This is a genomic window from Stenotrophomonas sp. STK16_22, from assembly GCF_051984505.1.
Lineage (GTDB): Bacteria > Pseudomonadota > Gammaproteobacteria > Xanthomonadales > Xanthomonadaceae > Stenotrophomonas > Stenotrophomonas maltophilia_A.
The window spans coordinates 4,526,401-4,550,102 of sequence record NZ_CP196972.1; the positions used below are offsets into that span (position 1 = coordinate 4,526,401).

22 protein-coding genes are annotated in these 23,702 nt (G+C 67.3%); 15 read left to right on the forward strand and 7 right to left on the reverse strand.

Translation table 11 applies throughout. The features are described from left to right. Nucleotides 1-33 precede the first annotated feature (33 nt). The 5 genes from ACSYAO_RS20910 to ACSYAO_RS20930 form a co-directional block, all read right to left on the reverse strand. Complete coding sequence (locus tag ACSYAO_RS20910; protein WP_049461698.1) at nt 34-504, reverse strand: SecDF P1 head subdomain-containing protein; 471 nt, start codon at nt 502-504, stop codon at nt 34-36. Next, the gene (locus ACSYAO_RS20915) at nt 501-1,052 is read right to left on the reverse strand and encodes an HdeD family acid-resistance protein (RefSeq protein WP_049461697.1); all 552 of its coding nucleotides are present in this window, start codon (nt 1,050-1,052) and stop codon (nt 501-503) included. The genes ACSYAO_RS20910 and ACSYAO_RS20915 overlap by 4 nt, the downstream gene beginning before the upstream one ends. 58 nt (nt 1,053-1,110) lie before the next feature. Next, the gene (locus ACSYAO_RS20920) at nt 1,111-1,800 is read right to left on the reverse strand and encodes a ComF family protein (protein WP_049461696.1); all 690 of its coding nucleotides are present in this window, start codon (nt 1,798-1,800) and stop codon (nt 1,111-1,113) included. A gap of 148 nt (nt 1,801-1,948) precedes the next feature. After that, nucleotides 1,949-2,821, reverse strand: a complete 873-nt coding sequence (locus ACSYAO_RS20925; protein ID WP_049400856.1) for a hypothetical protein — start codon at nt 2,819-2,821, stop codon at nt 1,949-1,951. 118 nt (nt 2,822-2,939) lie between these two features. Further along, nucleotides 2,940-4,280, reverse strand: a complete 1,341-nt coding sequence (locus ACSYAO_RS20930) for a chloride channel protein (protein ID WP_049461695.1) — start codon at nt 4,278-4,280, stop codon at nt 2,940-2,942. Nucleotides 4,281-4,622: 342 nt separating this feature from the next. Here ACSYAO_RS20930 and ACSYAO_RS20935 point away from each other — a divergent pair, with 342 nt between their 5' ends. The 6 genes from ACSYAO_RS20935 to bioC all read left to right on the forward strand — a co-directional run bounded on the left by ACSYAO_RS20935 (nt 4,623) and on the right by bioC (nt 11,025). Then, the gene (locus ACSYAO_RS20935; RefSeq protein WP_049461694.1) at nt 4,623-6,029 is read left to right on the forward strand and encodes a hypothetical protein; all 1,407 of its coding nucleotides are present in this window, start codon (nt 4,623-4,625) and stop codon (nt 6,027-6,029) included. A gap of 158 nt (nt 6,030-6,187) precedes the next feature. Continuing rightward, nucleotides 6,188-7,231: a biotin synthase BioB gene (bioB, locus tag ACSYAO_RS20940; RefSeq protein ID WP_149908933.1), complete on the forward strand. Its 1,044-nt coding sequence runs from the start codon at nt 6,188-6,190 to the stop codon at nt 7,229-7,231. Between the two features lie 67 nt (nt 7,232-7,298). Next, complete coding sequence (gene bioF, locus ACSYAO_RS20945) at nt 7,299-8,522, forward strand: 8-amino-7-oxononanoate synthase (protein WP_049461692.1); 1,224 nt, start codon at nt 7,299-7,301, stop codon at nt 8,520-8,522. Nucleotides 8,523-8,539: 17 nt separating this feature from the next. After that, nucleotides 8,540-9,319 carry a pimeloyl-ACP methyl ester esterase BioH gene (bioH, locus tag ACSYAO_RS20950; protein WP_149908934.1) on the forward strand — a complete coding sequence of 260 codons (780 nt, stop codon included), beginning with the start codon at nt 8,540-8,542 and terminating at the stop codon, nt 9,317-9,319. Between the two features lie 29 nt (nt 9,320-9,348). Next, nucleotides 9,349-10,128 carry an SDR family oxidoreductase gene (locus ACSYAO_RS20955; RefSeq protein ID WP_049461690.1) on the forward strand — a complete coding sequence of 260 codons (780 nt, stop codon included), beginning with the start codon at nt 9,349-9,351 and terminating at the stop codon, nt 10,126-10,128. A 12-nt stretch (nt 10,129-10,140) separates the two neighbouring features. Further along, entirely contained in the window at nt 10,141-11,025 is an 885-nt protein-coding gene (gene bioC / locus ACSYAO_RS20960) for a malonyl-ACP O-methyltransferase BioC (RefSeq protein ID WP_049461689.1), read from the forward strand. A 256-nt stretch (nt 11,026-11,281) separates the two neighbouring features. On the opposite strand, the gene ACSYAO_RS20965 is transcribed toward bioC, so the two are convergent. Next, complete coding sequence (locus tag ACSYAO_RS20965) at nt 11,282-11,926, reverse strand: YdcF family protein (protein WP_071228615.1); 645 nt, start codon at nt 11,924-11,926, stop codon at nt 11,282-11,284. Then, on the reverse strand, nt 11,911-12,873 hold the full coding sequence (locus tag ACSYAO_RS20970; RefSeq protein WP_149908935.1) for a pyridoxal-phosphate dependent enzyme: 963 nt from the start codon (nt 12,871-12,873) through the stop codon (nt 11,911-11,913). Before ACSYAO_RS20970 ends, ACSYAO_RS20965 begins: the two co-directional genes overlap by 16 nt. 159 nt (nt 12,874-13,032) lie before the next feature. On the opposite strand from ACSYAO_RS20970, the gene ACSYAO_RS20975 reads away from it, so the two are divergent. From ACSYAO_RS20975 to ACSYAO_RS21015, 9 genes are all read left to right on the forward strand, one after another. Then, nucleotides 13,033-13,518 (forward strand): hypothetical protein, encoded by a 486-nt coding sequence (locus ACSYAO_RS20975; RefSeq protein WP_019337023.1) that lies wholly within the window; start codon nt 13,033-13,035, stop codon nt 13,516-13,518. 550 nt (nt 13,519-14,068) lie between these two features. Then, nucleotides 14,069-15,958 (forward strand): tRNA uridine-5-carboxymethylaminomethyl(34) synthesis enzyme MnmG, encoded by a 1,890-nt coding sequence (gene mnmG, locus ACSYAO_RS20980; protein WP_049461687.1) that lies wholly within the window; start codon nt 14,069-14,071, stop codon nt 15,956-15,958. Between the two features lie 255 nt (nt 15,959-16,213). Further along, nucleotides 16,214-16,744 carry a gamma carbonic anhydrase family protein gene (locus ACSYAO_RS20985; protein WP_032129113.1) on the forward strand — a complete coding sequence of 177 codons (531 nt, stop codon included), beginning with the start codon at nt 16,214-16,216 and terminating at the stop codon, nt 16,742-16,744. A 123-nt stretch (nt 16,745-16,867) separates the two neighbouring features. Beyond that, nucleotides 16,868-17,557, forward strand: coding sequence for an RDD family protein (locus ACSYAO_RS20990; RefSeq protein WP_049461685.1), 690 nt, complete (start codon nt 16,868-16,870; stop codon nt 17,555-17,557). Further along, nucleotides 17,554-18,546, forward strand: a complete 993-nt coding sequence (locus ACSYAO_RS20995) for a stage II sporulation protein M (RefSeq protein ID WP_032129115.1) — start codon at nt 17,554-17,556, stop codon at nt 18,544-18,546. The genes ACSYAO_RS20990 and ACSYAO_RS20995 overlap by 4 nt, the downstream gene beginning before the upstream one ends. Continuing rightward, nucleotides 18,536-20,152, forward strand: coding sequence for a DUF4129 domain-containing protein (locus ACSYAO_RS21000; protein ID WP_049461719.1), 1,617 nt, complete (start codon nt 18,536-18,538; stop codon nt 20,150-20,152). The genes ACSYAO_RS20995 and ACSYAO_RS21000 overlap by 11 nt, the downstream gene beginning before the upstream one ends. Continuing rightward, nucleotides 20,149-21,333, forward strand: a complete 1,185-nt coding sequence (locus tag ACSYAO_RS21005; protein WP_049461684.1) for a DUF4350 domain-containing protein — start codon at nt 20,149-20,151, stop codon at nt 21,331-21,333. Before ACSYAO_RS21000 ends, ACSYAO_RS21005 begins: the two co-directional genes overlap by 4 nt. Continuing rightward, a complete protein-coding gene (locus tag ACSYAO_RS21010; RefSeq protein ID WP_005411535.1) occupies nt 21,330-22,316 on the forward strand; it encodes an AAA family ATPase in 987 nt (328 codons plus the stop codon). The genes ACSYAO_RS21005 and ACSYAO_RS21010 overlap by 4 nt, the downstream gene beginning before the upstream one ends. After that, the gene (locus ACSYAO_RS21015) at nt 22,313-23,611 is read left to right on the forward strand and encodes a DUF58 domain-containing protein (RefSeq protein ID WP_049461683.1); all 1,299 of its coding nucleotides are present in this window, start codon (nt 22,313-22,315) and stop codon (nt 23,609-23,611) included. The genes ACSYAO_RS21010 and ACSYAO_RS21015 overlap by 4 nt, the downstream gene beginning before the upstream one ends. Nucleotides 23,612-23,702 lie beyond the last annotated feature (91 nt).

Genomic DNA, 23,702 nt, shown 5'->3' on the forward strand with positions numbered 1-23,702 from the left:
CTCCGCGCGCAGCGCGGGTTCATGGCGCGCCCGTCATTCGCCAGTGATGTGCTTGGCCAGCTCCCGCGCCTCGGCAACGCTGGACAAGCCGCTCAGCATCATCGATTCGCCGAACGGTCCCTGCACCGTCGCCACCATCAGCACGCGGCCATCCACGCTGAGCGCCGCACGCTGGCCCACCAAGGCAGCGGTGCCATCGTGGATGCGCTGATGTGCCTCCGGCCGATAGCGGATCTGCAGGCCCGGCTGCTTGCCTTCATCCAGCACATAGCGCACATCGGCAATATCCGCGCTGCCGGCAATCGGGGGCTCGCGCAGGGCGAGGGTCTCGCCCTGCCACTGCACCGATGTGCCCTTGCCGGCTGCATCGACCGCACTCAGGCGCACATCCACGCCGGGGCGTGGTGCATGATCCTTGCCTGCCAAGACACCGGGTGTGGCGCCCGGCATACATCCGGTCAGGATCAACGCCATGCCCAGCAACAGGGGAAGCGCAGCCCTCACTTCAACTTCCGCAACTTGAATGCCACCAGCACCTGCAGCAGCCCATACAGCAGGCTGCCAATGCCAATCCACAGCGTGGTCACTGCCACACCCGCATACGGGTTGGCCGCGAACAGCACGCCCAGCACCACCGCCAGCACGCCACTGAGGATCAGCAGCCACTCGCCCTGGATCTGCTTGCGCACGCGGATCGCGAACACGATGCGATAGATGCCGGCCACCAGCAGCCACGCTGCCAGGAACAGCACCAGCACGCTGGCGGTGGCCAGCGGATTGATCACCGCCAGGATGCCGAAACCCAGCGAGGCGATGGCATACAGCGCCAGCCAGCCGCGCGAGGCACCGCTGCCGCCGCTGACCAGTGCGAACAGGCTGATGACACCTTCAACGATGGCCATCACACCCAGCGTCCATGCCAATGCCATGGCTGCAGACAGCGGCCAGCCGATGGCAACGATGCCGAAACCCAGTGCGACGAGCCCGTACAGCAGCAGGATCCACCAGCTGCGCCCAACCGCCGACAACAGGGGAGACAAGGGGGAATTCATGGCCACTCCTTCGATCCGGAACCGGGCTCATCCTAGCCCCTGGTGATGAAGAGGGCGATCACGGCGCCCGCGCGCAGACCCATACCCGCACCTCGTCCGCTCCCACCCACCGCAGCGTCTCCGCAACCTCCATCACCGTGCTGCCGGTGGTCATCACATCGTCCACCACGGTCAGTCGCGGCGGCACCGGACCACGTACATCGAACGCATCGAACAGGTTTTCCCTGCGCTGTTCGGCCGTACGCTCAGACTGCGGCGCGGTATGCCGCCGCCGGTACAGCCCCTGCCAGACCGGCATCGGCAGCAGGCGGCACAGTTCTGCCGCCTGGTTGTAGCCGCGCTGGCGCAGGCGGCGCCGGTGCAGCGGTACCGGCACCAGTGGCGGACACCACCAGGGCGGCGGCGCGCGCTGCATCAGTTGCGCGAGCAGGCGTCCGGCTGCGAGATCCTGATGAAATTTGTAGCGCACCAGCAGCTGATCCACAGGCGGCAGGTACAGCAGGCTGGCATGCGTGGCGGCCTGTGGCGGCACCTCCTCGCGGCAGGTTCCGCAGACGATCAACGCGTTGTCGGGCAGCGGCAATGCGCAGCGCAGGCAGGCGCGACCGGACCACGGAAGTTCCGCATAGCACGCGGCGCACAGGTCCAGACCATCGTGGCCAGCATAGTTGCAGACCAGACAGCGCAGTGGCAGCAGAACGCGAAGAGAGCCAGAAAACCAGGTGCCGACCTTGCAGAAAGTGCGCATCACTTAGACTCGTCCAGTCCACCTAGATCTGTCTATCAGCAAAGGTGAATTCAACCTTTCAGTGAACGGCCATAGAAACCATAGTCAATGACTGACCTCAGAGGGTGGGTGGGCCTGTTGGATGGTCCAGGCATTTCCAGTAGTTCCGTCACGATACCTCCGCCAAATCACATGACGTGTACTGACGATTCCTCAAGAATTTCCCGTCCACATCCGTCAGCCATGCCTGGCCGCCCGAAAAATACTTACGCGAAACATACTCAGTGACAGCCACATAAACATCAACAACTTCAATGTATGTATTTGACATCTCAAGAGCCGCCTCAAAATCTCGAAAGCGAACTGCCGCGTACTCCCCAGAAAAATCGATGTACTCTCTCTGCAACCGAGGCTGGATATGAGTGTAGTCACTCAAATGAGAATACAGTCGTCCAACACGCGACTCGACATTCTTCAATTTCGATATAGATCTCGTTGGGTTCTTATCAAATATTGTTCGATCATCAATCTCATGAATATCGTAAGCCCAAGCAACCTGCTCCAGGCATAAACGAAGAATCGCAGCGGATTCGTACGTGGCACCCTGCATTAGAAGAAACGAAGCATACTCAAAACTTGGCTTCAACCTCATGAGCGCAGATTCCGCAGCAAAAAGGCCCAAATGCGCCTCCCTCTCAACACCATTCGCGAGCTGAGCTGCCACTCTATCCACTTCGATCCGGCATTTCTGAAAAACGGTAGACAACCTAACCCTTGAGGGATCGGGCTGAGGAAAAACAGCTAAGTGCCCATAACGCTTGAAGTAGTAATCCATTGAGCGATTCCCATCGACATAGCTCAACGCGGCCGACCAAACTCGCCTCTTGAACTCATCGGGGGCGTCAAATGGGACGCCGAGCACGAGAATCGTGTTTCCAATAAATTCCGTATCCTCGAATCGCCCTGAGAGCCGAAAATACTCACCGCCATCTGAACTCATGATTTCGTCCGGAAAGAATATTTTATTTTGGAGTTCGGCCATATAGAACTAAAGGAGCGCCTAGCCATCAGGACTACCAATTACGCCCCTCGCGGGCTGGCCAATCATTCGGCAGGGAAGCTGCACGGGATGATGTTGCGGCAGCATACTGTACTGCGAACTAGGGACCAGCTTTGCAGACCTCAATCTCAGGCGGCGCCGCAGCCGGCTTCATCAACAACTCCGCCAACCCACGATAGATCGGCACGCGGCACACCAACCCGGACACGCCGCGCGCGATCAGCACCGTGGCCAGGATCGGCAGCAGCAGATCACCACTGTCGGTCAGCTCCAGCGAGATCACCGCCGAGGTCAGTGGCGCCTGGGTGACGCCGGTCAGATAGGCGCACATGCCCAACAGCACGAACGCACGCGGATCCACACCCGGCATCAGCACCGCGAGGTTGTGCCCAAGGCCGGCACCGACCGCCAGCGCCGGCGAGAACAGGCCACCGGGGATGCCCGCCACGTAGGACGCCAGATTCGCCAGCAGCTTCATCAACCCGAACTCGTGGCCGACCATCGCCTGCCCCTGCACCAGGCTTCGCGCCTGCTCGTAGCCGGTGCCGAACGCGCCTTCGCCGAACGTCAACGCCAGCGCCACCACCACCAGGCCGCAGCCTGCAGCCAGCAGCACGGGATGCCGCTGCCGCAGCTGGCCCAGCCAACGCGGGCGGCCCGCCGCACTGGCCAGCACCGCGCGCGCGAACAGGCCTCCCAGCAACCCGGCCACTACGCCGCACAGCAGGATCGCCAGCCAGCCCTGGCCCAGTGGCAGGCGCGCGCTGACATGACCGAAGTAGGTGTAGTTGCCCAGCAGGCCCAGCGACACCACGCCACCGACGATCACCGCGGTCAGCAGGGTGCCGGAAAAGCGATGCTCGAAGCGGCCACTGAGCTCTTCGATGGCAAAGACGATGCCGGCCAGCGGCGTGTTGAACGCCGCCGCGATACCCGCCGCACCACCGGCCAGCAGGAAGTGCGAGAGCTCGCGGGGATCCTTGAAACCGAACCAGCGGCCGAACAGGTACATCAGGCTGGCGCCCACATGCACCGTGGGACCCTCGCGCCCCACCGATGCGCCACCGAGCAGCGACAACGAGGTCAGCAGGAGCTTGCCGGCCGAGACCGCAGGTGAAAGATTAGTCTTCCGGAACGGCTCATCGGCCTTGTCCAACGCGGCGATGACCTGCGGAATACCGCTGCCCCGCGTGGGTTTCAGCACACCGGAAGTGAGCCAGGCCAGCAGCGCGAAGATGCCCGGCGTGAGCAGCAGGGCCCACCACGGCGAGTGCGAGGTAATGCGCTGGAAGAGATGGAAGGCCGCGTCGCTGGCCTTGGCGAACAGGATGGCCACCAGCGCCACGGCCACAGCGCCGCCCCAGAGCGCGGCACGGCGACGCCAGGCCTCACTGAGAACCAGCGCGGTGATGCGGCCGCGGAGGCGGTCGAGATCGGTCATGCGGGGCAGTCTGGACGCTGCGGAGGAAGGCGGACAGCGGGTACTGTGGCTGAAGGCCTTGCAGGATGTGGTGAATACGCTCACGCGCCGGGAACCGCATGCTTTGGCAGCAATGGCACGCCGTCCCACATGCGTGAAGGCCGGCCGATTCCTGCCGGGTTCGTCCAACGCGCCTCGTGGAGGTAGCATTGCAGCCGCTGCCCTCTGGGGAGAGGGTGCAGCTCCGCCGGCAACGAAAGGCCGCCACCGCTCGTCATCGCGGTAGCGCTTGCCAGCACCTGCGTGCCGACATCTGCGTGAATTGCTTCGTTCTCGACATCCTCAATGACAATGGAGTGTGAGATGAATGCCTACGACCCGCTGGATCACATCATCCATCTTCGTGATGGCACGCTGCAGGAATCAGACCTTCGCCGGATTGTCGGTCGCGCGCTGCAGGCCAGGTCACCTTCCGGAATCGTTATCCATGTACATGGCGGCCGCGTTTCGCAGAAGCGTGGACGGCGCATCGCAGAAGCCTTGCATGACCCCTATGTGCGGGCACAGGCCTACCCCTTGTTCTTCGTCTGGGAAACGGGTGACATCGAAGCTCCGTTGAACAACCTGGGCGAGATCCTGGGTGCAGTACTCGCCAAACTTCTCTTCAGGAAAGTCCACGACAAGATCCTGGAAAAGCTAGGCGGCGGGCAGGTTCTCACGCCCGGCATGAAGATCCTCAACGCCGCGCCACCCGACGAGGAGAGCCTTTCGTCAGATCTCGCGCAGGAATTCGCTGATGATCCCGAGGTGAACCAAGCCATTGCCGAGGCCCGTGACGATTACAGGGAGGCGACGCTGGCGCCCGCCAACAAGATGCTGGCACACGAACCGCCAGCCGAACGCGCGGCCATCGTCAACGAGCGCACGGCCAGGGAACTGTTTGGCACTCCGTCACCCAACAAGGCCATGGCATTGAATTGGATCGCGCTGGCCATCAAGGTGGCCAGACTGGTGATACGCGTATGGCAGCGCCAGCAGAGTGGTCGAGGGCGCCCAGGCGCCGTCTCTGCCGTGATCGTGGAAGAAGTGCTGCGTGAGTTCTATCTCGATGACGTGGGGCGCATCGGCTGGTGGAATCCCATGAAGAAGGACGCACAGGATTCATTCGACGGCCCCGCATCGGGTGGCGTCAGATTCCTGCGCGAGCTGCACAGTCAGTTGCAGTCCGAAGCCTCTATTCCCCGCATCACGCTCGTCGGCCACAGCGCCGGCAGCATCTTCCTGTGCGAGCTGTTGGACCAGGCGGCGCAGATCCTTCCGGATCTGAAGTTCGACCTTATTCTCGAAGCGCCTGCGGTGACGTGTCGTCGGTTCGCGCGCGCCATCTCGAAGCACGAGGACCGAATCGGGAGGTTCCGGCAATTGGCGATGAGGGATGCCGACGAAGCCAACGAGCGCTCACTGTTCTTTCCCGGTTCGCTGCTCTACATCGTGTCCAACATCTTCGAAGATGCTGCCGATGAGCCTCTGCTCGGCATGGAACGCTTCTTCACCCGGGAGAACGTCTATCGCAACTCTGCGGCGTGGGCAGACATCTCGGCCTGCCAGGCGTTCTTCGCCCGGAAGGGAGAAAGCGCGGTGAGCTGGTGGACCCTTGATGACCTCAATGCCGACCAGCGCGAAGGTTGGGGCCACGGCTACTTCGATGACGGTCCCTTCATCCTCGGCAAGGTGACCGCGCTGATCAGCGAAACACCGCACACGCCTTGATGCCGATCGCTTTTCGCGCTCGACGACAGAAGCAACGCTCCGGGCGGGATCGCCCGGAGCGCAAACACTGTAAACCATGCAAACATGAATATTGTTGACAGCCTGCGCGCGCCCACCCACACTGCCGCCCTCGCTCCACTCGTACCCAAGGTCCCGCCATGGCTGCTGCCATCCGCCACGACTGGCAACACGACGAACTGCAGGCGCTGTTCGATCTGCCGTTCCCCGAGCTGCTGTTCCGCGCCGCAGCGGTCCATCGCGAGCATTTCGACCCCTCGCAGGTGCAGGTCTCCACGTTGCTGTCGGTGAAGACCGGCGGCTGCCCGGAAGACTGCGCGTACTGCCCGCAGGCGCAGCGCTACGACACCGGGGTGAACGCGCAGAAGCTAATGGAAACCGATGCGGTGCTGGCCAAGGCACGCCAGGCCAAGGCCGCTGGTGCGTCGCGCTTCTGCATGGGTGCCGCGTGGCGATCGCCGAAGGACCGCGACATTCCGAAGGTGGCGGCAATGATCGCCGGGGTGAAGGCACTGGGCCTGGAGACCTGCGCCACGCTGGGCATGCTCAGTGGCGAACAGGCACGTGCGCTGAAGGACGCCGGCCTGGACTACTACAACCACAACCTCGACACCGCGCCGGACTACTACGATTCGATCATCCACACGCGCCAGTACCAGGACCGCCTGGACACGCTGGAGCACGTGCGTGATGCCGGCCTGAAGACCTGCTGCGGCGGCATCGTCGGCATGGGCGAGACGCGCGCGCAGCGCGTCGGCCTGCTGCTGGCGCTGGCCACGCTGCCGGCACATCCCGATTCGGTGCCGATCAACAAGCTGGTGCAGGTGGCGGGCACGCCGCTGCATGGCAGTGCCGAGCTGGACCCGTTCGAGTTCGTGCGCATGATCGCGGTGGCGCGCATCGCCATGCCGCGCTCGATGGTGCGGTTGTCCGCCGGGCGCGAGGCGATGAGCGACGAACTGCAGGCTCTGTGCTTCCTGGCCGGTGCCAATTCGATCTTCTATGGCGACAAGCTGCTGACCACGGGCAACCCGGAAAGCGAACGCGACCTGGCCTTGTTCGCACGCCTGGGCCTGCAACCGATGTCGGTGCAGGTGGACGCCGAGGGCCACGACCACGGCGGCACCGTGCACGCCGATATCAGCGCCGATGCACCCGGCTGTGGCTGCGCTCACGCGGCCTGAGACGGGCCGCAAGCAGGCGTCGCGGCAACGCGCTACCCTAGCCGCCCCGTCGTCGCATTCAGCCACCATGGCCCGCCCCGACCTGACCGCCCGCCTCCACGCCCAACGCGCCCTGCGCGATGCCCAAGGCCGTCGCCGCACGCGGCGCACGGTCACCCGTCGTGATGGCGTACGCCTGGAAGTGGACGGCCAGTGGCTGACCGGCTTCTGCAGCAACGACTACCTGGGCCTGGCCCAGCAGTTCAGCGTGGTCAACGCGTTGCAGGACGCCGCCGCACGCGAAGGCGCTGGCGCCGGTGCCTCGCACCTGGTCTGCGGCCACCACGCCCTGCACGAGGCACTTGAACGCGAAGTGGCCGAGTGGCTGGGCTATCCGCGTGCGCTGCTGTTCGGCAGTGGCTTCGCCGCCAACCTGGCGGTGCAGCAGGCATTGCTGAGCGAAGAGAACGATGTCTGCGTACAGGACAAGCTCAACCACGCCAGCCTGCTCGATGCGACGCGGTTGGCCGGTGCACGCCTGCGCCGCTATCCACATCTGGATGCGGAAGGCGCGATGCGTCAGCTCAAGCACGCGCCCGATGGCGCGGCGATGCTGGCCACCGATGGTGTCTTCAGCATGGATGGCGACATCGCACCGCTGCGTGCATTGTCGCTTGTGGCACGCCTGCAGCAGGCGCTGTTCTACGTCGATGACGCGCACGGCGTGGGCGTGGTCGGTGATGGCCGTGGTGCCGTGGCCGCCGCCGGGCTGGGCGTGGACGACGTACCGCTGCAACTGGTCACGCTGGGCAAGGCACTGGGCGGTTCCGGTGCACTGGTGCTGGGCCGCGACGACCTGATCGAGCACCTGGCCGAGACCGCACGCCCGTACATCTACACCACTGCGGTGCCGCCAGCGATGGCCGCTGCTGCACTGGAAGCAGTGCGCCTGGCGCGTCGCGACCACTGGCGCCGCACCAAGCTGACCGACCTGATCGCGCTGTTCCGCAGCGAAGCCCGTCGCCATGGGCTGGACCTGATGGCTTCGGAAACGCCGATCCAGCCGCTGCTGTGCGGCGATGACCATACCGCCGTTGCGATGTCCACGACGCTGGAACAGGCCGGCTGGCTGGTCGGCGCAATCCGCCCACCGACGGTGCCGGAAGGCAAGGCACGCTTGCGCGTCACCCTGTCCGCACTGCATACGCCGGAACAGGTGCGCGGCCTGGTCGAGGCCATCGCCAGCGCGCGCGACCGCGTGACCCTGGCCGTGCGTGAAGCCGCGCCACCGCCGCTGCCCGCTTTTGCCTGAGTTCCGTGTAGTTCCCCATGCATATTGAAGTCACCGGCCGCGGGCCGGACCTGGTTCTGATCCACGGCTGGGCCCTGCAGGGCGGCGTGTTCGCACCGCTGGTGCAGCGCTTGGCAGACCAGTTCACCCTGCACCTGGTCGACCTTCCCGGGCATGGCCACAGCCGCGACGACACCACGCCGCTGCGCCTGCCGTTCGTGGTCAATGCCATTGCTGCGGCCACGCCGCCGGCGGTGTGGTGCGGCTGGTCGCTGGGCGGCCTGTTCGCGCTGCACGCGGCAGCGACGCTGCCGAAGGTGCGTGGGCTGGCGATGATCGCCGCCACACCGCGCTTCGTACGTGGCGAAGATTGGCCGCACGCGGTGGAACCGGCCGTGTTCGAGCAGTTCGGGCGTGAGCTGGCCACCGATTTCGCCGGCACCCTGGAACGCTTCCTCGCCCTGGACGTGATGGGCTCGGCGCACGCCCGCGAAGAGCTGCGCACCCTGCGCCAGCGCCTGGTCGAGCGCGGTGCGCCCACCGAACGCGCGCTGCTGGAAGGCCTGCGGCTGCTGGAAAGCACCGACCTGCGTGGCGCGCTGCCGACGCTGGGTAAGCCCAGCCTGTGGATCGCCGGCCAACGCGACCGGCTGGTTTCGCCAGCAGCGATGCAGGCCGCTGCAGCGCTGGCCCCGGGCGGACAGGTGCTGACCATCGCCCATGGCGGCCACGCGCCCTTCCTCGGCCATGCCGACGAGGTCGCCGTCGCCCTGCAACACTTCGTTGCCGGCCTGTCACCGGCCGATGGCGGACAATGAGCGCCTTCCGAATTCCGCGGGATTGACGCATGGATCTGGGTATCAATGGCCGCTGGGCACTGGTCTGCGGCGCAAGCAAGGGGCTGGGCCTGGGCTGCGCGCGTGCGCTGGTGCGTGAAGGCGTCAACGTGGTGATCGTGGCCCGCGGTGAAGCCGCCCTGCAGGCCGCCGCTGAAGAGCTGCGCGCGCTGGCCGGTGCCGCCGAGGTGCGCGCGATCGCCGCCGACGTCACCACCGAAGCCGGCCGCGTCGCGGCGCTGGCCGCATGCCCGCAGGTGGACATCCTGGTCAACAACGCCGGTGGCCCGCCGCCCGGTGATTTCCGCAATTTCGAGCGTGACGACTGGATTGCCGCGCTGGACGCCAACATGCTGGCGCCGATCGCGCTGATCCGCGCCACCGTCGACGCGATGATCGAGCGCGGCTTCGGCCGTATCGTCAACATCACCTCGTCGGCGGTGAAAGCCCCGATCGATATCCTGGCGCTGTCCAACGGCGCGCGCAGTGGCCTGACCGGTTTCGTCGCCGGCCTGTCGCGCCGCACCGTGGCCCACAACGTCACCATCAACAACCTGCTGCCCGGCCAGTTCGACACCGACCGCCTGCGCGCCAACTTCGCCCACAGTGCGGGCAAGGACGGCGACGCCGACGAAGTGGCCGAACGCCGCCGCCAGCAGATCCCCGCCGGCCGCTTCGGCACACCCGACGAATTCGGCGCCGCCTGCGCCTTCCTGTGCAGTGCACAGGCCGGTTACCTCACCGGGCAGAACCTGCTGATCGATGGCGGCGCCTACCCTGGTACGTTCTAAGAGACTTTCGCAATGCCGTCCCACTTCGATGCCCGCCACGTCCGCCGCGCGTTCGCCCGTGCCGCCAACAGCTACGACGCCGCCGCCGCCCTGCAGCGCGAAGTGCAGTCGCGGCTGATCGAATCGCTGGACTACCTGGAGGCACGCAAGCCCGAGGTGGTGCTGGACATTGGTGCCGGCACCGGCCATGCCAGCGCGTTGATGAAGAAGCGCTGGCCGAAGGCGCAGGTGATCGCGCTGGACGTGGCGCTGCCGATGCTGGACCAGGCCAAGCGCCAGGCCGGCTGGTGGAAGCCGTTCCAGCGCCTGTGCGGTGATGCCGCCGCGCTGCCGCTGGCCGACAACAGCGTGGACGTGATCTTCAGCAACCTGTGCCTGCAGTGGGTGGACGACCTGCCGGCGGTGTTTGCCGGGTTCCGTCGCGTGCTCAAGCCGGGGGGCCTGCTGGTGTGCTCGACCTTCGGCCCGGAAACGCTGGTTGAACTCAATGAAGCGTTCGCGGCCGCCGATGACCGCCCGCACGTGAGCCGCTTCGCGCAGATCGCCCAGTTCGGCGATGCGCTGATGATGGCCGGCTTCCGCGACCCGGTGCTGGACCGCGATCTGTTCACCCTGACCTACGACGACCTGCCCTCGCTGATGCGCGAGCTGCGCGCGATGGGCGCGACCAATGCCCGCGTCGACCGTCGCCACACGCTGACCGGGCGTGGCCGTTTCGCCGCTGCGGCAGCGGCGTATGAACCGATGCGTCGTGCCGACGGCAAGCTGCCCAGCAGCTGGGAAGTGATCTATGCGCACGCCTGGGCACCGGACCCGGGCGCACCGATCCGCGAAGGCGGGCATGACGTGGCCTCGGTGCCGGTGTCGGCAATTCCGATCCGGCGCAAGCAGAGCTGATCGTCCGGTAGTGCCGGCCGCTGGCGGGCAACTTCACGATTCCATGCTGGGCATCTGCCGGCCAGCGGCCGGCACTACCGCATGCCACGCCGTACGCGAATCGCTCTGGTAGGTGCCAACCTTGGTTGGCACACCCCATCAGATCGCGGTGCCGCCAGCAGTGTGCCGACCAAGGTCGGCACCTACCAAAGGCGGGTATGGGCCGGCACGTGAACCGGGTAGCGCCGGGCCATGCCCGGCGAGCGCAGCGGCACCCTCAGGTATTGGCCGGCGAACTCAGCGGCGGGCGCACCAGGTCACGGTGGAAGAAATAGATTTCCTGCACCAGGAAGCGCCAGCTGGTGTGGAAGCTGCGGAAGCGCGTGCTGGGCGTGGACGAGGCCAGCGCATCGATGCCCAGCGCCTTGCTCAGGCGCAGCGCGCGCGCCATGTGCAGCGGATCGCTGACGATGATCACCCGGTGCAGGTCGCGCTGGTCCATCAGCCGCTTGGCTTCAACCAGGTTCTGCACGGTATTGCGCGAGGCGGTTTCGATCAGGATCGCATCGTCCGGCACGCCATGTTTCAGCGCATAACGCCGCGCCACCTGCGATTCGGAAAAACGCGCACCGGTGCCACCGTAGCCGCCGGTGAAGATCAGCAGCGGCGCGTACTGGGCCTCGTACAGGTCCAGCCCATGCCGGATACGCTCTTCGAACACCGGTGACGGTTTGGCGTCATAGGCGGCCGCACCCAGCACGATGATGGCGTCGGCCTTGGCGGCCTGGTCACGCTCGCCGACCCAGACGATCCAGGCAGTCACGCCCAGCAGCCAGATCACCAGCAGGACAAACAGCCGCCACAGCCAGCCCAGCAGGCCGGTGCGAGGCCGCTGCCGGTCGCGGCTCACGGCGCCCCCCAGCGCAGCGCTGGCAGGTCGACGTTGCCGCCGGACAGCACCAGGCCCACGCGCAGTCCGGCGAAACGTTGCGGCTGCGCCAGCACCGCAGCCAGCACGGTGGCCGAGGACGGCTCGACCACCTGCTTGAGCACCTCCCACAGCAGGCGCATCGCGGCCATCGTCGCCGCGTCATCGACCACGATCACCTCGGCACCGGCCGCGCGCAGCAATTCGAAATTGGGCGCGCCGATCAGGGTACGCAGGCCATCGCAGATCGTGTCCGGGGTGAACGCGTCCTGGCGCTCGCCAGCGGCCAGCGAGCGCGCGGTATCGTCGGCACCGGCCGGCTCGGCCAGCACCAGACGGGTCTGCGGGCTGGCGTGCTGCAGGGCCAGCGCAGTGCCGCTGGCGAGGCCGCCGCCGCCCACCGGCACCACCAGCACGTCGAACGGGCCGTCGCTGTGCAGCAGTTCCAGGGCGGCGGTGCCCTGCCCGGCCATCACCGCCGGATTCGTATAGGGATGCACCAGGGTCGCGCCGGTGTCGGCCTGCACCTTGGCGCAGGTGGCCTCACGGTCGGCAATGGTCGGCGGGCAGTGCCAGAGCGTGGCGCCATGGCGCGCAATATTGGCCAGCTTGGCCGCCACCGCACCTTCCGGCACCACCACGTGACAGGGAATGCCCCGGGTACGTGCGGCCAGCGCCAGGGCGGCGCCGTGATTGCCGGAGGAGTGGGTGACCACGCCGGCACTGGCGGAATCAGACTCCAGCGACCACACCGCGTTGCAGGCACCGCGGAACTTGAACGCACCACCACGCTGCAGGTGCTCGGCCTTGAACGCCAGCTGTGCCCCGGCGAGCGCATCGAGCGTGTGCGAGCGCAGCACCGGGGTCACGCTGGCATGCGGGGCGATCCTCGCGGCAGCAAGCAGGACGTCGTCGGCGCGGGGCAACAGTGAATCGCTCATGACGCAAGATTAACGTATGCCCCCGCGCTGGCGACCGGGACACAGGTCATGCCAGCATGCAGCCCTACGCCTCCATTCATCCTGGCCGGCGGAATTAAGGGCCGATTCAACGCTGGCGCCCGAAGCTGACTGCACACCCGTCCTCTGGGGGGACCCACCATGAAAATGCGCCTGATGCTTGCCGGTGGCCTGTTGCTGGCCCTGACCGGCTGCACCACCTACGACTATGTCGGCGGCGGCCGCAGCGGCAGCTACTACCACGGTGCGCCGTCGGTGGAATACCGCTACCCGGCCGGCTATCCCTACAACTACGGCCCCTACTACGGTGGCTATGGCGGCTACTACGGCGGCTACGGCAACCCGTATTACTCGCGCCCGATCTACCGTCCGCCGCACAACCACCGCCCGCCGCCGCGTCCGGGCAATGGCGGCGAGCACCGTCCGCCGCCGCCGTCGCGTCCGTCGTACAACGGGGGTTCGCCGTGGCGGAACATGGACTCCATGCGCCGCCCGCCGCAATCGAACGCCCAGCCGTCGGCGCCCCCGCCGCAGGCCCGTCCGGCACCGGCACCGAGTGCGCCGAGGATGAACGGTTCCCCCTGGCGCAACATGGATCGTGCGACGCAGCGCACAGTTGAGCGCTGAACCGTCTTGCATTTCACACGGTCCAAGCCGCAATCTACGCGGACAGTGACGGCCCGCGTCACAAAGTGACAAAAACGACACGGGCCGCCGCAAAAAGCTCTACGTCGATATCCGACAGGAACATCTGGATCCCCCCTGTTCCGGCCCTGTCGGATGTCGGCACCTCTGAAAACAGACGGCCCCGCAATGCGGGGCCGTTTGTTTTGTTGGGTCGCCAACCGGCGAGGGCCCCAGCGTCAGTAGCTCCACGCCATGCGTGGATGGCGCCTTCCCGACAACCGCAAAAAAACAGGGCCGGACAGTCCCCCGACTGCCGGCCCTCTGCTCCCCCACCGTGCGCCTGTACCGGCCCCTGTTCCAATTCCGGTCACGGGCGCCTACGGCGCCAGCCACGATGGGTGCTATTGGGTTATCTGCAAAAATCCTGCCAACTTTAGGGCTGATTTCGACGCCGGCCGGCCGGCACCGACGTCCCGGCCCCGAATGGCGCTAAAATCGCCACCCCGGCGCCGCCCCCGGTCCGCGCCCGCCCCCAACTGAACAGCCCCCCATGAACCCGTCCTTCCATCGTTACGACGTCATCGTCATCGGCGGTGGCCACGCCGGCACCGAAGCCGCGCTGGCCGCGGCCCGCACCGGCGTGCGCACCCTGCTGCTGACCCACAACATCGAAACGGTGGGTGCGATGAGCTGCAACCCGGCCATCGGCGGCATCGGCAAGGGCCACCTGGTCAAGGAGATCGACGCGCTGGGCGGTGCGATGGCGCATGCCGCCGACCGCGCCGGCATCCAGTGGCGCACGCTCAATGCCTCCAAGGGCCCGGCCGTGCGCGCCACCCGCTGCCAGGCCGACCGCAACCTGTACCGCATGGCGATCCGCGCCATCGTCGAGGGCCAGGCCAACCTGACCGTGTTCCAGGCCGCCGTGGACGACCTGGTCATCGAAGGCGACGCCGTGCGCGGGGTCATCACCCAGACCGGGCTGCGCTTCGATGCCGAGGCCGTGGTGCTGACCGCCGGCACCTTCCTGGCCGGCAAGATCCATGTCGGTCCGACCCAGTACGCCGCCGGCCGCATGGGCGACCCGCCGGCCACCACGCTGGCCGCGCGGCTGCGCGAGCGCCCGTTCCAGGTGGACCGCCTGAAGACCGGCACGCCGCCGCGCATCGATGGCCGCTCGCTGGACTACAGCGTGATGGACGAGCAGCCCGGCGATTCGCCGCGGCCGGTGATGTCCTTCCTCGGCTCGGTGGACGAGCATCCGCAGCAGGTCAGCTGCTGGATCACCCACACCACCGAACAGACCCACCAGATCATCCGCGACGCGCTGCACCGTTCGCCGCTGTACAGCGGCCAGATCGAAGGCATCGGCCCGCGATACTGCCCGTCCATCGAGGACAAGGTGGTGCGCTTCGCCGAGAAGGCCAGCCACCAGATCTTCGTCGAACCCGAAGGCCTGGGCATCGTCGAGATCTATCCCAACGGCATCTCCACCTCGCTGCCGTTCGACGTGCAGCTGGAGATGGTGCGCAGCATCCGTGGCTTCGAGAACGCACACATCACCCGCCCCGGCTACGCGATCGAGTACGACTTCTTCGACCCGCGCGGGCTGAAGGCCTCGCTGGAGACCAAGCTGGTCAACGGCCTGTACTTCGCCGGCCAGATCAACGGCACCACCGGCTATGAAGAAGCCGCCGCGCAGGGCCTGCTGGCCGGCCTCAACGCCGCACGCCAGGTGCGCGGGCTGGACGGCTGGTGCCCGCGTCGCGACGAGGCCTACCTGGGCGTGCTGGTCGATGACCTGATCACCCACGGCACCAACGAGCCGTACCGTATGTTCACCAGCCGCGCCGAGTACCGCCTGCAGCTGCGCGAGGACAATGCCGACCAGCGCCTGACCCCGACCGGCCGCGAAATGGGCCTGGTGGATGATCGCCGCTGGAGCGCGTTCGAGACCAAGCAGGCCGCCGTCGCTGCCGAGCGCGCACGCCTGGGTGCGCTGTGGGCGACCCCGGCCAATGCACTGGGCCGCGAAGTGAACGAGACGCTGGGCGTGGCGGTCAGTCGCGAGACCAACGTGCTGGACCTGATCAAGCGCCCCGAGCTGGATTACGCCAAGCTGATGCAGGTGCCCTCGCTGGGCCCGGCGGTGGCCGATGGCAAGGTTGCCGAGCAGGTGGAGATCGGCGTGAAGTACGCCGGCTACCTGGACCGCCAGCGCGAGGAGATCGAGCGCCAGCAGCGGCACGAAGCCACGCCGATCGCTGAAGCCTTCGATTACGCGACGGTGCGCGGGCTGTCGGCCGAAGCGCTGCAGAAGCTGGAGCGCGTACGCCCGCAGACCATCGGCCAGGCACAGCGCATTCCGGGCATGACCCCGGCAGCGATCTCGCTGCTGCTGGTGCACCTGGAGCGCGCACGCCGGGGACGCGTGGCATAACACGAGCGCGGTAGATGCCATCCACGCATGGCGTGGATCTACTGCAATGCTGCGCGCGATCCGCTGTTCCGCATACAGCATCGGCTACAACTACGAACCGTAGCGGGTAGTGCCGGCCGCTGGCCGGCAATCGCAGAACTCCAGACACGCCCATGAGGTTGCCGGCCAGCGGCCGGCACTACCCTGCGGTGCGCGCGCGGCGTGCAGACCACGCAGGTATCATCGTCGTGAACGCCCTGATTTCCGGAGACTTCGATGAACCCGCTGCGCCCCTTCCGCGACAAGATGCCCGTCCTCGGCGAACGCGTGTACATCGATCCGGCCTGCACCATCATCGGCGACGTGGAGCTGGCCGATGACGTGTCGGTATGGCCGGGCACGGTCATCCGCGGCGACGTCAACCATGTGCGCATCGGTGCACGCACCAACGTGCAGGACGGCACCATCATCCACGTCAGCCACCACAGCCCGTACAACAAGGCCGGCTACCCGACCCTGATCGGCGAAGGCGTGACCGTTGGCCACGGCTGCATCATCCATGCCTGCACGATCGGCGATTACAGCCTGATCGGCATGGGCGCCTGCATCCTCGATGGCGCCCGCGTGGAGCGCCATGGCTTCGTCGGCGCCGGTGCGGTGATCGGCCCCGGCAAGGTGGTGGGCGAAGGCGAGCTGTGGGTCGGCAACCCTGCACGACCGGCACGCACGCTCAGTGACAAGGAGATCGAGGCGCTGCATTACTCGGCCGACCACTACGTGCGGCTGAAGGACGAATACCGGGGCTGAGCCCCCGTCGCTGCCATGCGGCTCTGCTAAAGTCTTGGCCCGACCAGGACCTGTCGAGACCCCCATGCCTGTGGCTGCCCGCCGGAGAGGACTCCGGCGCCCACAACGAAGGCCATCGCGCTGATGGCCGCACCGATGCTCGATACCTACCGCGAGGTGGTGACGCCGGAGGGTGTGCCGCTGCAGTTGCCTACCGCCGGCCCGGTACCGCGGGCGATGGCCTGGCTGGTCGATCTTGGCGTGCGCATCGCGGCACTGGTGCTGGTGTCCATTCCGCTGGCGCTGCTGGACAAGTTCGGCTCCGGCCTCTACCTGGTGCTGATGTTCCTGGTCTACTGGGCCTACCCGATCGTCTGCGAAGCGTTGTGGGGGCGCACGCTGGGCAAGCGTGCGCTGGGGCTGCGCGTGCTGTCCCGCGATGGCGCGCCGGTAGGCTGGATGGCGGCGATCACCCGCAACCTGCTGCGCACGGTGGACATGCTGCCGTTCGGCTATGCGCTGGGCCTGATCAGCAGCCTGTTCGATCCGCATGGCCGCCGCCTTGGCGACCTGGTGGCGGGCACCGTGGTGGTGCACGCACCCGCGCTGTACCTGCCACCGCCGCCGACCATCGACAGCGTGCTGGCCCCGCCGCAGCCGCTGCGACCAGAGGAACAGGCTGCGTTGATGGCCTTCGCCGAGCGCGCGCCACGGTTGTCGGCGGCGCGCCAGCAGGAGCTGGCCGGTATTGCCGAGCCACTGACCGGCACCCATGGCCAGGTCGGCGTGCTGCGCCTGTATGCGATGGCCAACTGGCTGCTGGGGCGGCGATGAAGCAGGAACAGTTCGTCGCCCGCTACCAGCAGGAATGGCAGGACCTGGAGCAGTGGCTGCTGCTGCGTGCCGGTGCCTCACGCCGCACGCGCCGCAAGGCCAGCGGCCTGGCACTGGACGACACCACCTTCCCGCAGCGCTACCGGCGGCTGTGCCAGCAACTGGCACTGGCCCGCGAACGCGGCTACAGCCCGCAGCTGGTGCAGCGCCTGCAGCAGCTCATGCAGCAGGGCCACAGCGTGCTGTACCGCACGCCGCCGACGCGCTGGCGGGGTGCCCTGGAGTTCCTGGTGGCCGATTTCCCGCTGCTGGTGCGCAGCCAGGCGCGCAGCATGTGGGTGGCGCTGGCGATGTTCGCGCTGCCGGCGGTGGCCTGCTTCGTGCTGGTGCAGGTCTATCCGGACCTGATCCACATGCTGATGGACAACCGCCAGATCGCCGAGATGGAGCGCATGTACGATCCCGCCGCCGAGCGCCTGGGGCGTGACAGCGGCACCGACTGGATGATGTTCGGCCACTACATCATGAACAACATCAGCATCGCCCTGCGCACCTTTGCCAGCGGGCTGCTGGCTGGGCTGGGCACGCTGCTGGTGCTGTTGTTCAACGGCGTGATCATCGGTTCGGTGGCCGGTCACCTGCAGCACATCGGCCATGGCGACCCGTTCTGGCGCTTCGTGGTCGGCCACGGTGCCTTCGAGCTGACCGCGATCGTGATCGCCGGCGGTGCCGGTCTGCAGCTGGGCATGAAGCTGCTGGCACCAGGCCGGCGCAGCCGCCTGGATGCACTGGTCGAAGGCGGCCGCATCGGCGCACGGCTGTGCCTCGGCGTCGCCTTCATGCTGCTGGTGGCCGCCTTCATCGAAGCCTTCTGGTCCTCGCTTGCCGAAGTACCGGCGTGGGGCAAGTTCAGCGTGGCCGGTGTGTTGTGGGCCGGCGTGCTGCTGTGGCTGTGGCGCGGCGGACGTGGGGGCGGCCATGCGCATTGACCGCCTGGACGTGGCGCTGCGCGCCCGCAGTGGCTGGGAAGCGATGGAGCTGGGCACCGCCCTGTCCCGCCGTCACGCGCGTGCGCTGTGGGGCAGCTGGCTGCTGGCCAGTGCACCGCTGTTCGTGATCTTCAACGCGCTGGGCTGGTGGCTGGATGCCTTCGGCTGGGCCTGGCTGGCGATGTGGTGGTGCAAGCCGCTGTTCGAACGCGCGCCGCTGTACGTGCTGTCGCGCGGCATTTTCGGTGAGCCGGTCGGCACGCTGGCCGCGCTGCGCGCGCAGCGAAGCTGGGGCAACAGCGGCTTCTGGGGCTACCTGGGCTGGCGCCGCTTCAGCGTGCTGCGCAGCCTGTGCCTGCCGGTGAACCTGCTGGAAGGCAACACACCGGGCCAGCGCGGCCCACGCCGTCGTGCGGTGGCAGCCGGCGCAGCGGGCGCGGCACTGGTACTGACGGTGACCTGCCTGGCGTTCGAAGCCGTGTTGGTATCCGGCGCGATCGGTGCGGTGTTCATGTTCATGCCACTGGAGCTGATGTCCGAATCGTGGCGTGCGGCGTGGGACATGATTGGCAAGGACACGCCGGCATGGGCACGGCTGGGCTTCAACCTGGCGTGCTGGCTGGCCTCGGTGCTGATCGGCCCGTTCTTCGTCGGTGCGGGCTTTGGCCTGTACCTGAACCGTCGAACGCAGATGGAAGCCTGGGACGTCGAAATCGCCCTGCGCCGCCTGCGCGAGCGGCTGCTGCCGGCAGCATCGACGCTGGCGCTGCTGCTGTGGCTGGCACTGCCGCTGGTGTCCGCACCGGTACATGCGCAGGACGCGCAGACGGTCGCGGAGCAGGCAGGCGATGCCGAAGAGGACGAAGACAGTGCGGAAGAACCGGCCACCGCGGCCAACGACCCCGCCAATACGCCGGCGATGATCTTCGGTACAGCGCCGGTGGACACCGCCGGTTTCCGTCAGGCAGTGAACCGCGCCTATGAAGACCCGCTGCAGCGCCCGACCCGCCAGGTCACCCGCTGGAAGCCGATCGAGCAGGCCGAGGAAAAAAAGAAGGAAGACAAGCAGCTGCAGCGTGACACCAACAGCAAAGGTGAACGCAAGGCGCGCAAGGACGGCATCGCCTGGCTGGCACGGCTGGCCGAATGGGGCCTGTGGGGCCTGCTCGGCATCCTGCTGCTGGTGCTGCTGCTGACCGCGCGGCTGTGGCTGCCATGGCTGCGTGGCAGTGGCCGGCGCAAGGCCGACGTTGCACCGAAGGTGCTGGAGGAGCAGGTGGAGTTGCCGGTGGTGCTGCCGCCGGACGTGGCCACCCAGGCCGGCCTGCTCTGGGACCAGGGCCGGCCGCGGCAGGCGCTGGCCCTGCTGTACCGCGCCAGCGTGCGCACGGTGGGCGAGCGCAGCGGTATCGCGCTTCCACCCGGTGCCACCGAAGCGCAATGCCTGCGCGCATCGCGACGCATGCCCCAGGCCAGCGACCGTGACCTGTTCGCGCGCATCGTGCGCATGTGGCAGTACGCCGCCTACGGTGGCCGCCTGCCCAGCCGCGCCGATTTCGATGCATTGGCCGATACCCTGCGCCAGCAGTACGGGTGGCAGGCATGAGTCCGCGCCTGTTCTGGTCGCTGCTGCTCGGTGCATTGGTGCTGTTCGGCGTACCGCTGACCATCCTCTACCTGCGCACGCACGAACGGGTGACCGAGACGATCCGGCTGCCGCCACAGGGCGAGGCCGCCTACAACCCGCTGTACGTACTCGGCCAGGCCCTGCGCGCCGATGGCATCGACGTGCATTCGCGACCGCGGCTGGAGTTGCAGCAGATGACGCTGGGGCGCCACGACACGGTAGTGCTGCTGCAGGACAGCAGCGAACTGCCGCCGCCCGTCGCCAGCGCACTGCTGGACTGGGTCGACGGGGGTGGCCACCTGCTGGTACGTACGCCGCCGCCGGCCGAGGACGATGCCGGCAGCACGCAGGGCCCCCTGCTGGACCGGCTGGGCGTAGACAGCCTGTTCCAGCGCAGCGACTGCCAGGCCTTCCATGTCGACGACGATCCGGGCCACGTCGAATTCTGTGGTGGCCGCCGCTTCACCCTGGGCTTTGCCGCCAGTGCGCAGGCCGAACGCCGCTGGGGCACTGATCGCGACCTGGTGTTCGCGCGCCTGCGCCACGGCCAGGGCAGAGTGAGCGTGCTGGCCGACATGGAGTTCATGCGCAGCGAAGTGGACTCACCGGCAGCGCGCCTGGCGTCGGCAGGTGGCGGGGCCAGCGACGGCCTGCACGACGCGTCGCATCGCGACCTGACCCGCTACCTGCTCGATCCGAACTATGGCAAGGGTGCGGTCTGGCTGGTCTATGCCAGCCGCCCGCCGTCGCTGTGGTCGCGCATGTTCTATCAGGGCTGGCCGTTGTGGGTGCCGTTGCTGCTGGCCCTGCTGGGCTGGCTGTGGGGCCGTTCACAGCGCTTCGGCAGCCTGCTGCCGTCGCCGGTGCTGGAACGTCGTTCACTGCTGGAGCACGTGCGTGCCAGTGGAGAACTGCTGCTGCGCTTCGGTCACGGCATACGCCTGTACGAGGCCGTGCTCGCCCTGTTCCTGCACCGCCTGCGCCTGCGCGCACCGATTGCCGCCGCATTGGATGGTGCGCCGCGCGATCAGGCCATCGCCGAGCTGCTGAAGTGGCCGCAGGGCCGCGTCGCCAGCGCACTCACGCCCCCACCGCCGCACGATTCCTCCGCCCTGCGCGAGCGCATCCGCTTGCTGCTCCAGATGAGATCCCTGCTATGACCGAAGTCCCCGAGCTGCCGGCGGCCGCCAACGCCCGCCTGATCGAACGCGTCGATGCCATCCGCGATGCCGTCGGCCACGCCTTCATCGGCCAGGCCGATGTGCTGGACCAGATCCTGGTGGCGCTGCTTGCCGGTGGTCACGTGCTGATCGAGGGCGTGCCCGGGCTGGGCAAGACCCTGCTGGTGCGCGCACTGGCACAGGCCCTGGAGCTGGATTACGGGCGTGTACAGTTCACCCCCGACCTGATGCCCAGCGACGTCAGTGGCCACGCGGTGTACGACCCGAAGAGCGAGAGCTTCAAGATCCGCCGCGGCCCGGTGTTCACCAACCTGCTGCTGGCCGACGAGATCAACCGTGCACCCGCCAAGACCCAGTCGGCGCTGCTGGAAGTGATGCAGGAAGGCCAGGTGACCATCGAAGGCAAGGCCTTCACCCTGGCGCCGCCGTTCATGGCGCTGGCCACGCAGAACCCGCTGGAGCAGGAAGGCACCTACCCGCTGCCGGAAGCACAGCTGGACCGCTTCCTGCTGAAGGTGCTGATCGACTACCCGCAGTTGGAGGACGAGAAGCGCATGGTGACCGCGATCACCAGCGGCCGTGCCGCCAGCGATTTCGACCTGAGCCAGGTGCCACGCGTGCTCGGTGCTGGTGAGCTGCTGGAACTGCAGCGCGCCACTGCGGCGATCACCGTCGACGACGAAGTGATCGACTACGCGGTGCGGATTGTGGCGGCCACAAGGCAGTGGCCGGGTATCGCGGTCGGCGCTGGCCCGCGTGGCAGCATCGCGCTGGTGCGTGCCTCGCGCGCGCAGGCGGTGCTGGCCGGTCGTGATTTCGTCACTCCGGATGATGTGCGCGACATCGCACGCCCGGCGCTGCGCCACCGCATCGCGCTGGCCCCGGAACTGCAGATCGAAGGCCAGGACGCCGACGACGTGCTGGGCGCGCTGCTGGCCAAGGTGGAAGCGCCGCGCCGATGAGGCCGGCCCCGCTGCTGCTGGCACTGCTGCTGGCCTGGGCTGCCCTGGGCGGTCTGGTGCTGGGCGGTCTGCTGCCGCGCTGGAGCTGGGCGCTGGCGGCGCTGGCGATTGCCGTGCCGGCGCTGATGGATCTGTGGCGCCAGTGGCGGCGTCCGTCGCCGCAGGTGCAGCGCGAACTGCCCGAAGCGCTGGCACTGGGCGTGCGCCGCGAGGCTGCACTGCGGCTGCAGGCGGACGCACCGATGACGGTGCAGGTGTTCGACCTGGTCCCCGGCGGCTGGCCGCTGGAATCACTGCCGCAGCGCGTGCGCCTGCAGGCGGGCAGTGCTTCCACCCTCCACTACCACCTGCAGCCGCTGCAGCGTGGGCATTTCCGCTTCGAAGGCGTGCACCTGCGCATGCGTTCGCCGTGGCGGCTGTGGTGGCAGCAACGCACGCTGCCGCCCGCACTGGACGTGCGGGTCTATCCGAACTTCGTGCCGCTCACCCGCTTTGCCCTGTTCAGTGCCGACCAGGCCTCGCGGCTGGTCGGTGCACACGTGAAGCGCCGCCGCGGTGAAGGCACCGACTTCCACCAGATGCGCGAGTACCGCATCGGCGACAGCCTGCGCCAGCTCGACTGGAAGGCCACCGCGCGTGCGCGCAAGCTGATCTCGCGCGAATACCAGGACGAGAAGAACCAGCAGCTGCTGCTGATGCTCGACAGCGGTCGGCGCATGCTGGCCAGCGAAGGCGGGCTCTCGCACTTCGACCATGCCTTGAACGCCTCGCTGGTGGTGGCTTACCTGGCGTTGCGCCAGGGCGACGCCGCCGGCCTGTTCGCCACCGGTGGCGAGCGCCGTTGGGTGGCGCCGCAGCGCGGCATGGGCACCGTCGAGCACCTGCTGCGCGCCAGCTACGACCTGCAGCCACGCGCGGTGGCCACCGACTACCTGGCCGCCGCCACCGAAGTGTCGCTGCGCCAGCGCCGGCGTGCGCTGGTGATGCTGGTCAGCAATGTGCGCGACGAAGACATCGAAGACCTGCTGGCGGCGGTGCGCCTGCTGCAGCAGCGCCACCTGGTATGCGTGGCCAGCCTGCGCGAGCGTGAGCTGGACGGTGTGCTGGACAGCGAAGTGCAGACACTGGAAGACGCCACCCAGGCCGGTGCAGCGGCGCTGTACCTGCAGCAGCGCGCGAAGGCGCATGAGGCGCTGCGCAGCGAGAAGGTGATGGTGCTGGACGTAACCGCCGATGCCCTGCCCGGTGCGCTGGTGGAACGCTACCTGGCGGTGAAGCGCGAAGGGCTGCTCTGATACCAGCGATCGATCTGGTGGGAGCCAACAACGGTTGCCGGCCAGCGGCCGGCACTACCCCTGCAACAGCCGACGCATCGCTCTGGTGGGT

What these genes read in the sequence shown, in the direction of transcription:
- ACSYAO_RS20915 (WP_049461697.1), bottom strand. Translation starts at nt 1,052, where the DNA reads ATGAATTCCCCCTTGTCTCCCCTGTTGTCGGCGGTTGGGCGCAGCTGG.
- ACSYAO_RS20920 (WP_049461696.1), bottom strand. Translation starts at nt 1,800, where the DNA reads ATGCGCACTTTCTGCAAGGTCGGCACCTGGTTTTCTGGCTCTCTTCGC.
- ACSYAO_RS20925 (WP_049400856.1), bottom strand. Translation starts at nt 2,821, where the DNA reads ATGGCCGAACTCCAAAATAAAATATTCTTTCCGGACGAAATCATGAGT.
- ACSYAO_RS20930 (WP_049461695.1), bottom strand. Translation starts at nt 4,280, where the DNA reads ATGACCGATCTCGACCGCCTCCGCGGCCGCATCACCGCGCTGGTTCTC.
- ACSYAO_RS20935 (WP_049461694.1), top strand. Translation starts at nt 4,623, where the DNA reads ATGAATGCCTACGACCCGCTGGATCACATCATCCATCTTCGTGATGGC.
- bioB (WP_149908933.1), top strand. Translation starts at nt 6,188, where the DNA reads ATGGCTGCTGCCATCCGCCACGACTGGCAACACGACGAACTGCAGGCG.
- bioF (WP_049461692.1), top strand. Translation starts at nt 7,299, where the DNA reads ATGGCCCGCCCCGACCTGACCGCCCGCCTCCACGCCCAACGCGCCCTG.
- bioH (WP_149908934.1), top strand. Translation starts at nt 8,540, where the DNA reads ATGCATATTGAAGTCACCGGCCGCGGGCCGGACCTGGTTCTGATCCAC.
- ACSYAO_RS20955 (WP_049461690.1), top strand. Translation starts at nt 9,349, where the DNA reads ATGGATCTGGGTATCAATGGCCGCTGGGCACTGGTCTGCGGCGCAAGC.
- bioC (WP_049461689.1), top strand. Translation starts at nt 10,141, where the DNA reads ATGCCGTCCCACTTCGATGCCCGCCACGTCCGCCGCGCGTTCGCCCGT.
- ACSYAO_RS20970 (WP_149908935.1), bottom strand. Translation starts at nt 12,873, where the DNA reads ATGAGCGATTCACTGTTGCCCCGCGCCGACGACGTCCTGCTTGCTGCC.
- ACSYAO_RS20975 (WP_019337023.1), top strand. Translation starts at nt 13,033, where the DNA reads ATGAAAATGCGCCTGATGCTTGCCGGTGGCCTGTTGCTGGCCCTGACC.
- mnmG (WP_049461687.1), top strand. Translation starts at nt 14,069, where the DNA reads ATGAACCCGTCCTTCCATCGTTACGACGTCATCGTCATCGGCGGTGGC.
- ACSYAO_RS20985 (WP_032129113.1), top strand. Translation starts at nt 16,214, where the DNA reads ATGAACCCGCTGCGCCCCTTCCGCGACAAGATGCCCGTCCTCGGCGAA.
- ACSYAO_RS20990 (WP_049461685.1), top strand. Translation starts at nt 16,868, where the DNA reads ATGGCCGCACCGATGCTCGATACCTACCGCGAGGTGGTGACGCCGGAG.
- ACSYAO_RS20995 (WP_032129115.1), top strand. Translation starts at nt 17,554, where the DNA reads ATGAAGCAGGAACAGTTCGTCGCCCGCTACCAGCAGGAATGGCAGGAC.
- ACSYAO_RS21000 (WP_049461719.1), top strand. Translation starts at nt 18,536, where the DNA reads ATGCGCATTGACCGCCTGGACGTGGCGCTGCGCGCCCGCAGTGGCTGG.
- ACSYAO_RS21005 (WP_049461684.1), top strand. Translation starts at nt 20,149, where the DNA reads ATGAGTCCGCGCCTGTTCTGGTCGCTGCTGCTCGGTGCATTGGTGCTG.
- ACSYAO_RS21010 (WP_005411535.1), top strand. Translation starts at nt 21,330, where the DNA reads ATGACCGAAGTCCCCGAGCTGCCGGCGGCCGCCAACGCCCGCCTGATC.
- ACSYAO_RS21015 (WP_049461683.1), top strand. Translation starts at nt 22,313, where the DNA reads ATGAGGCCGGCCCCGCTGCTGCTGGCACTGCTGCTGGCCTGGGCTGCC.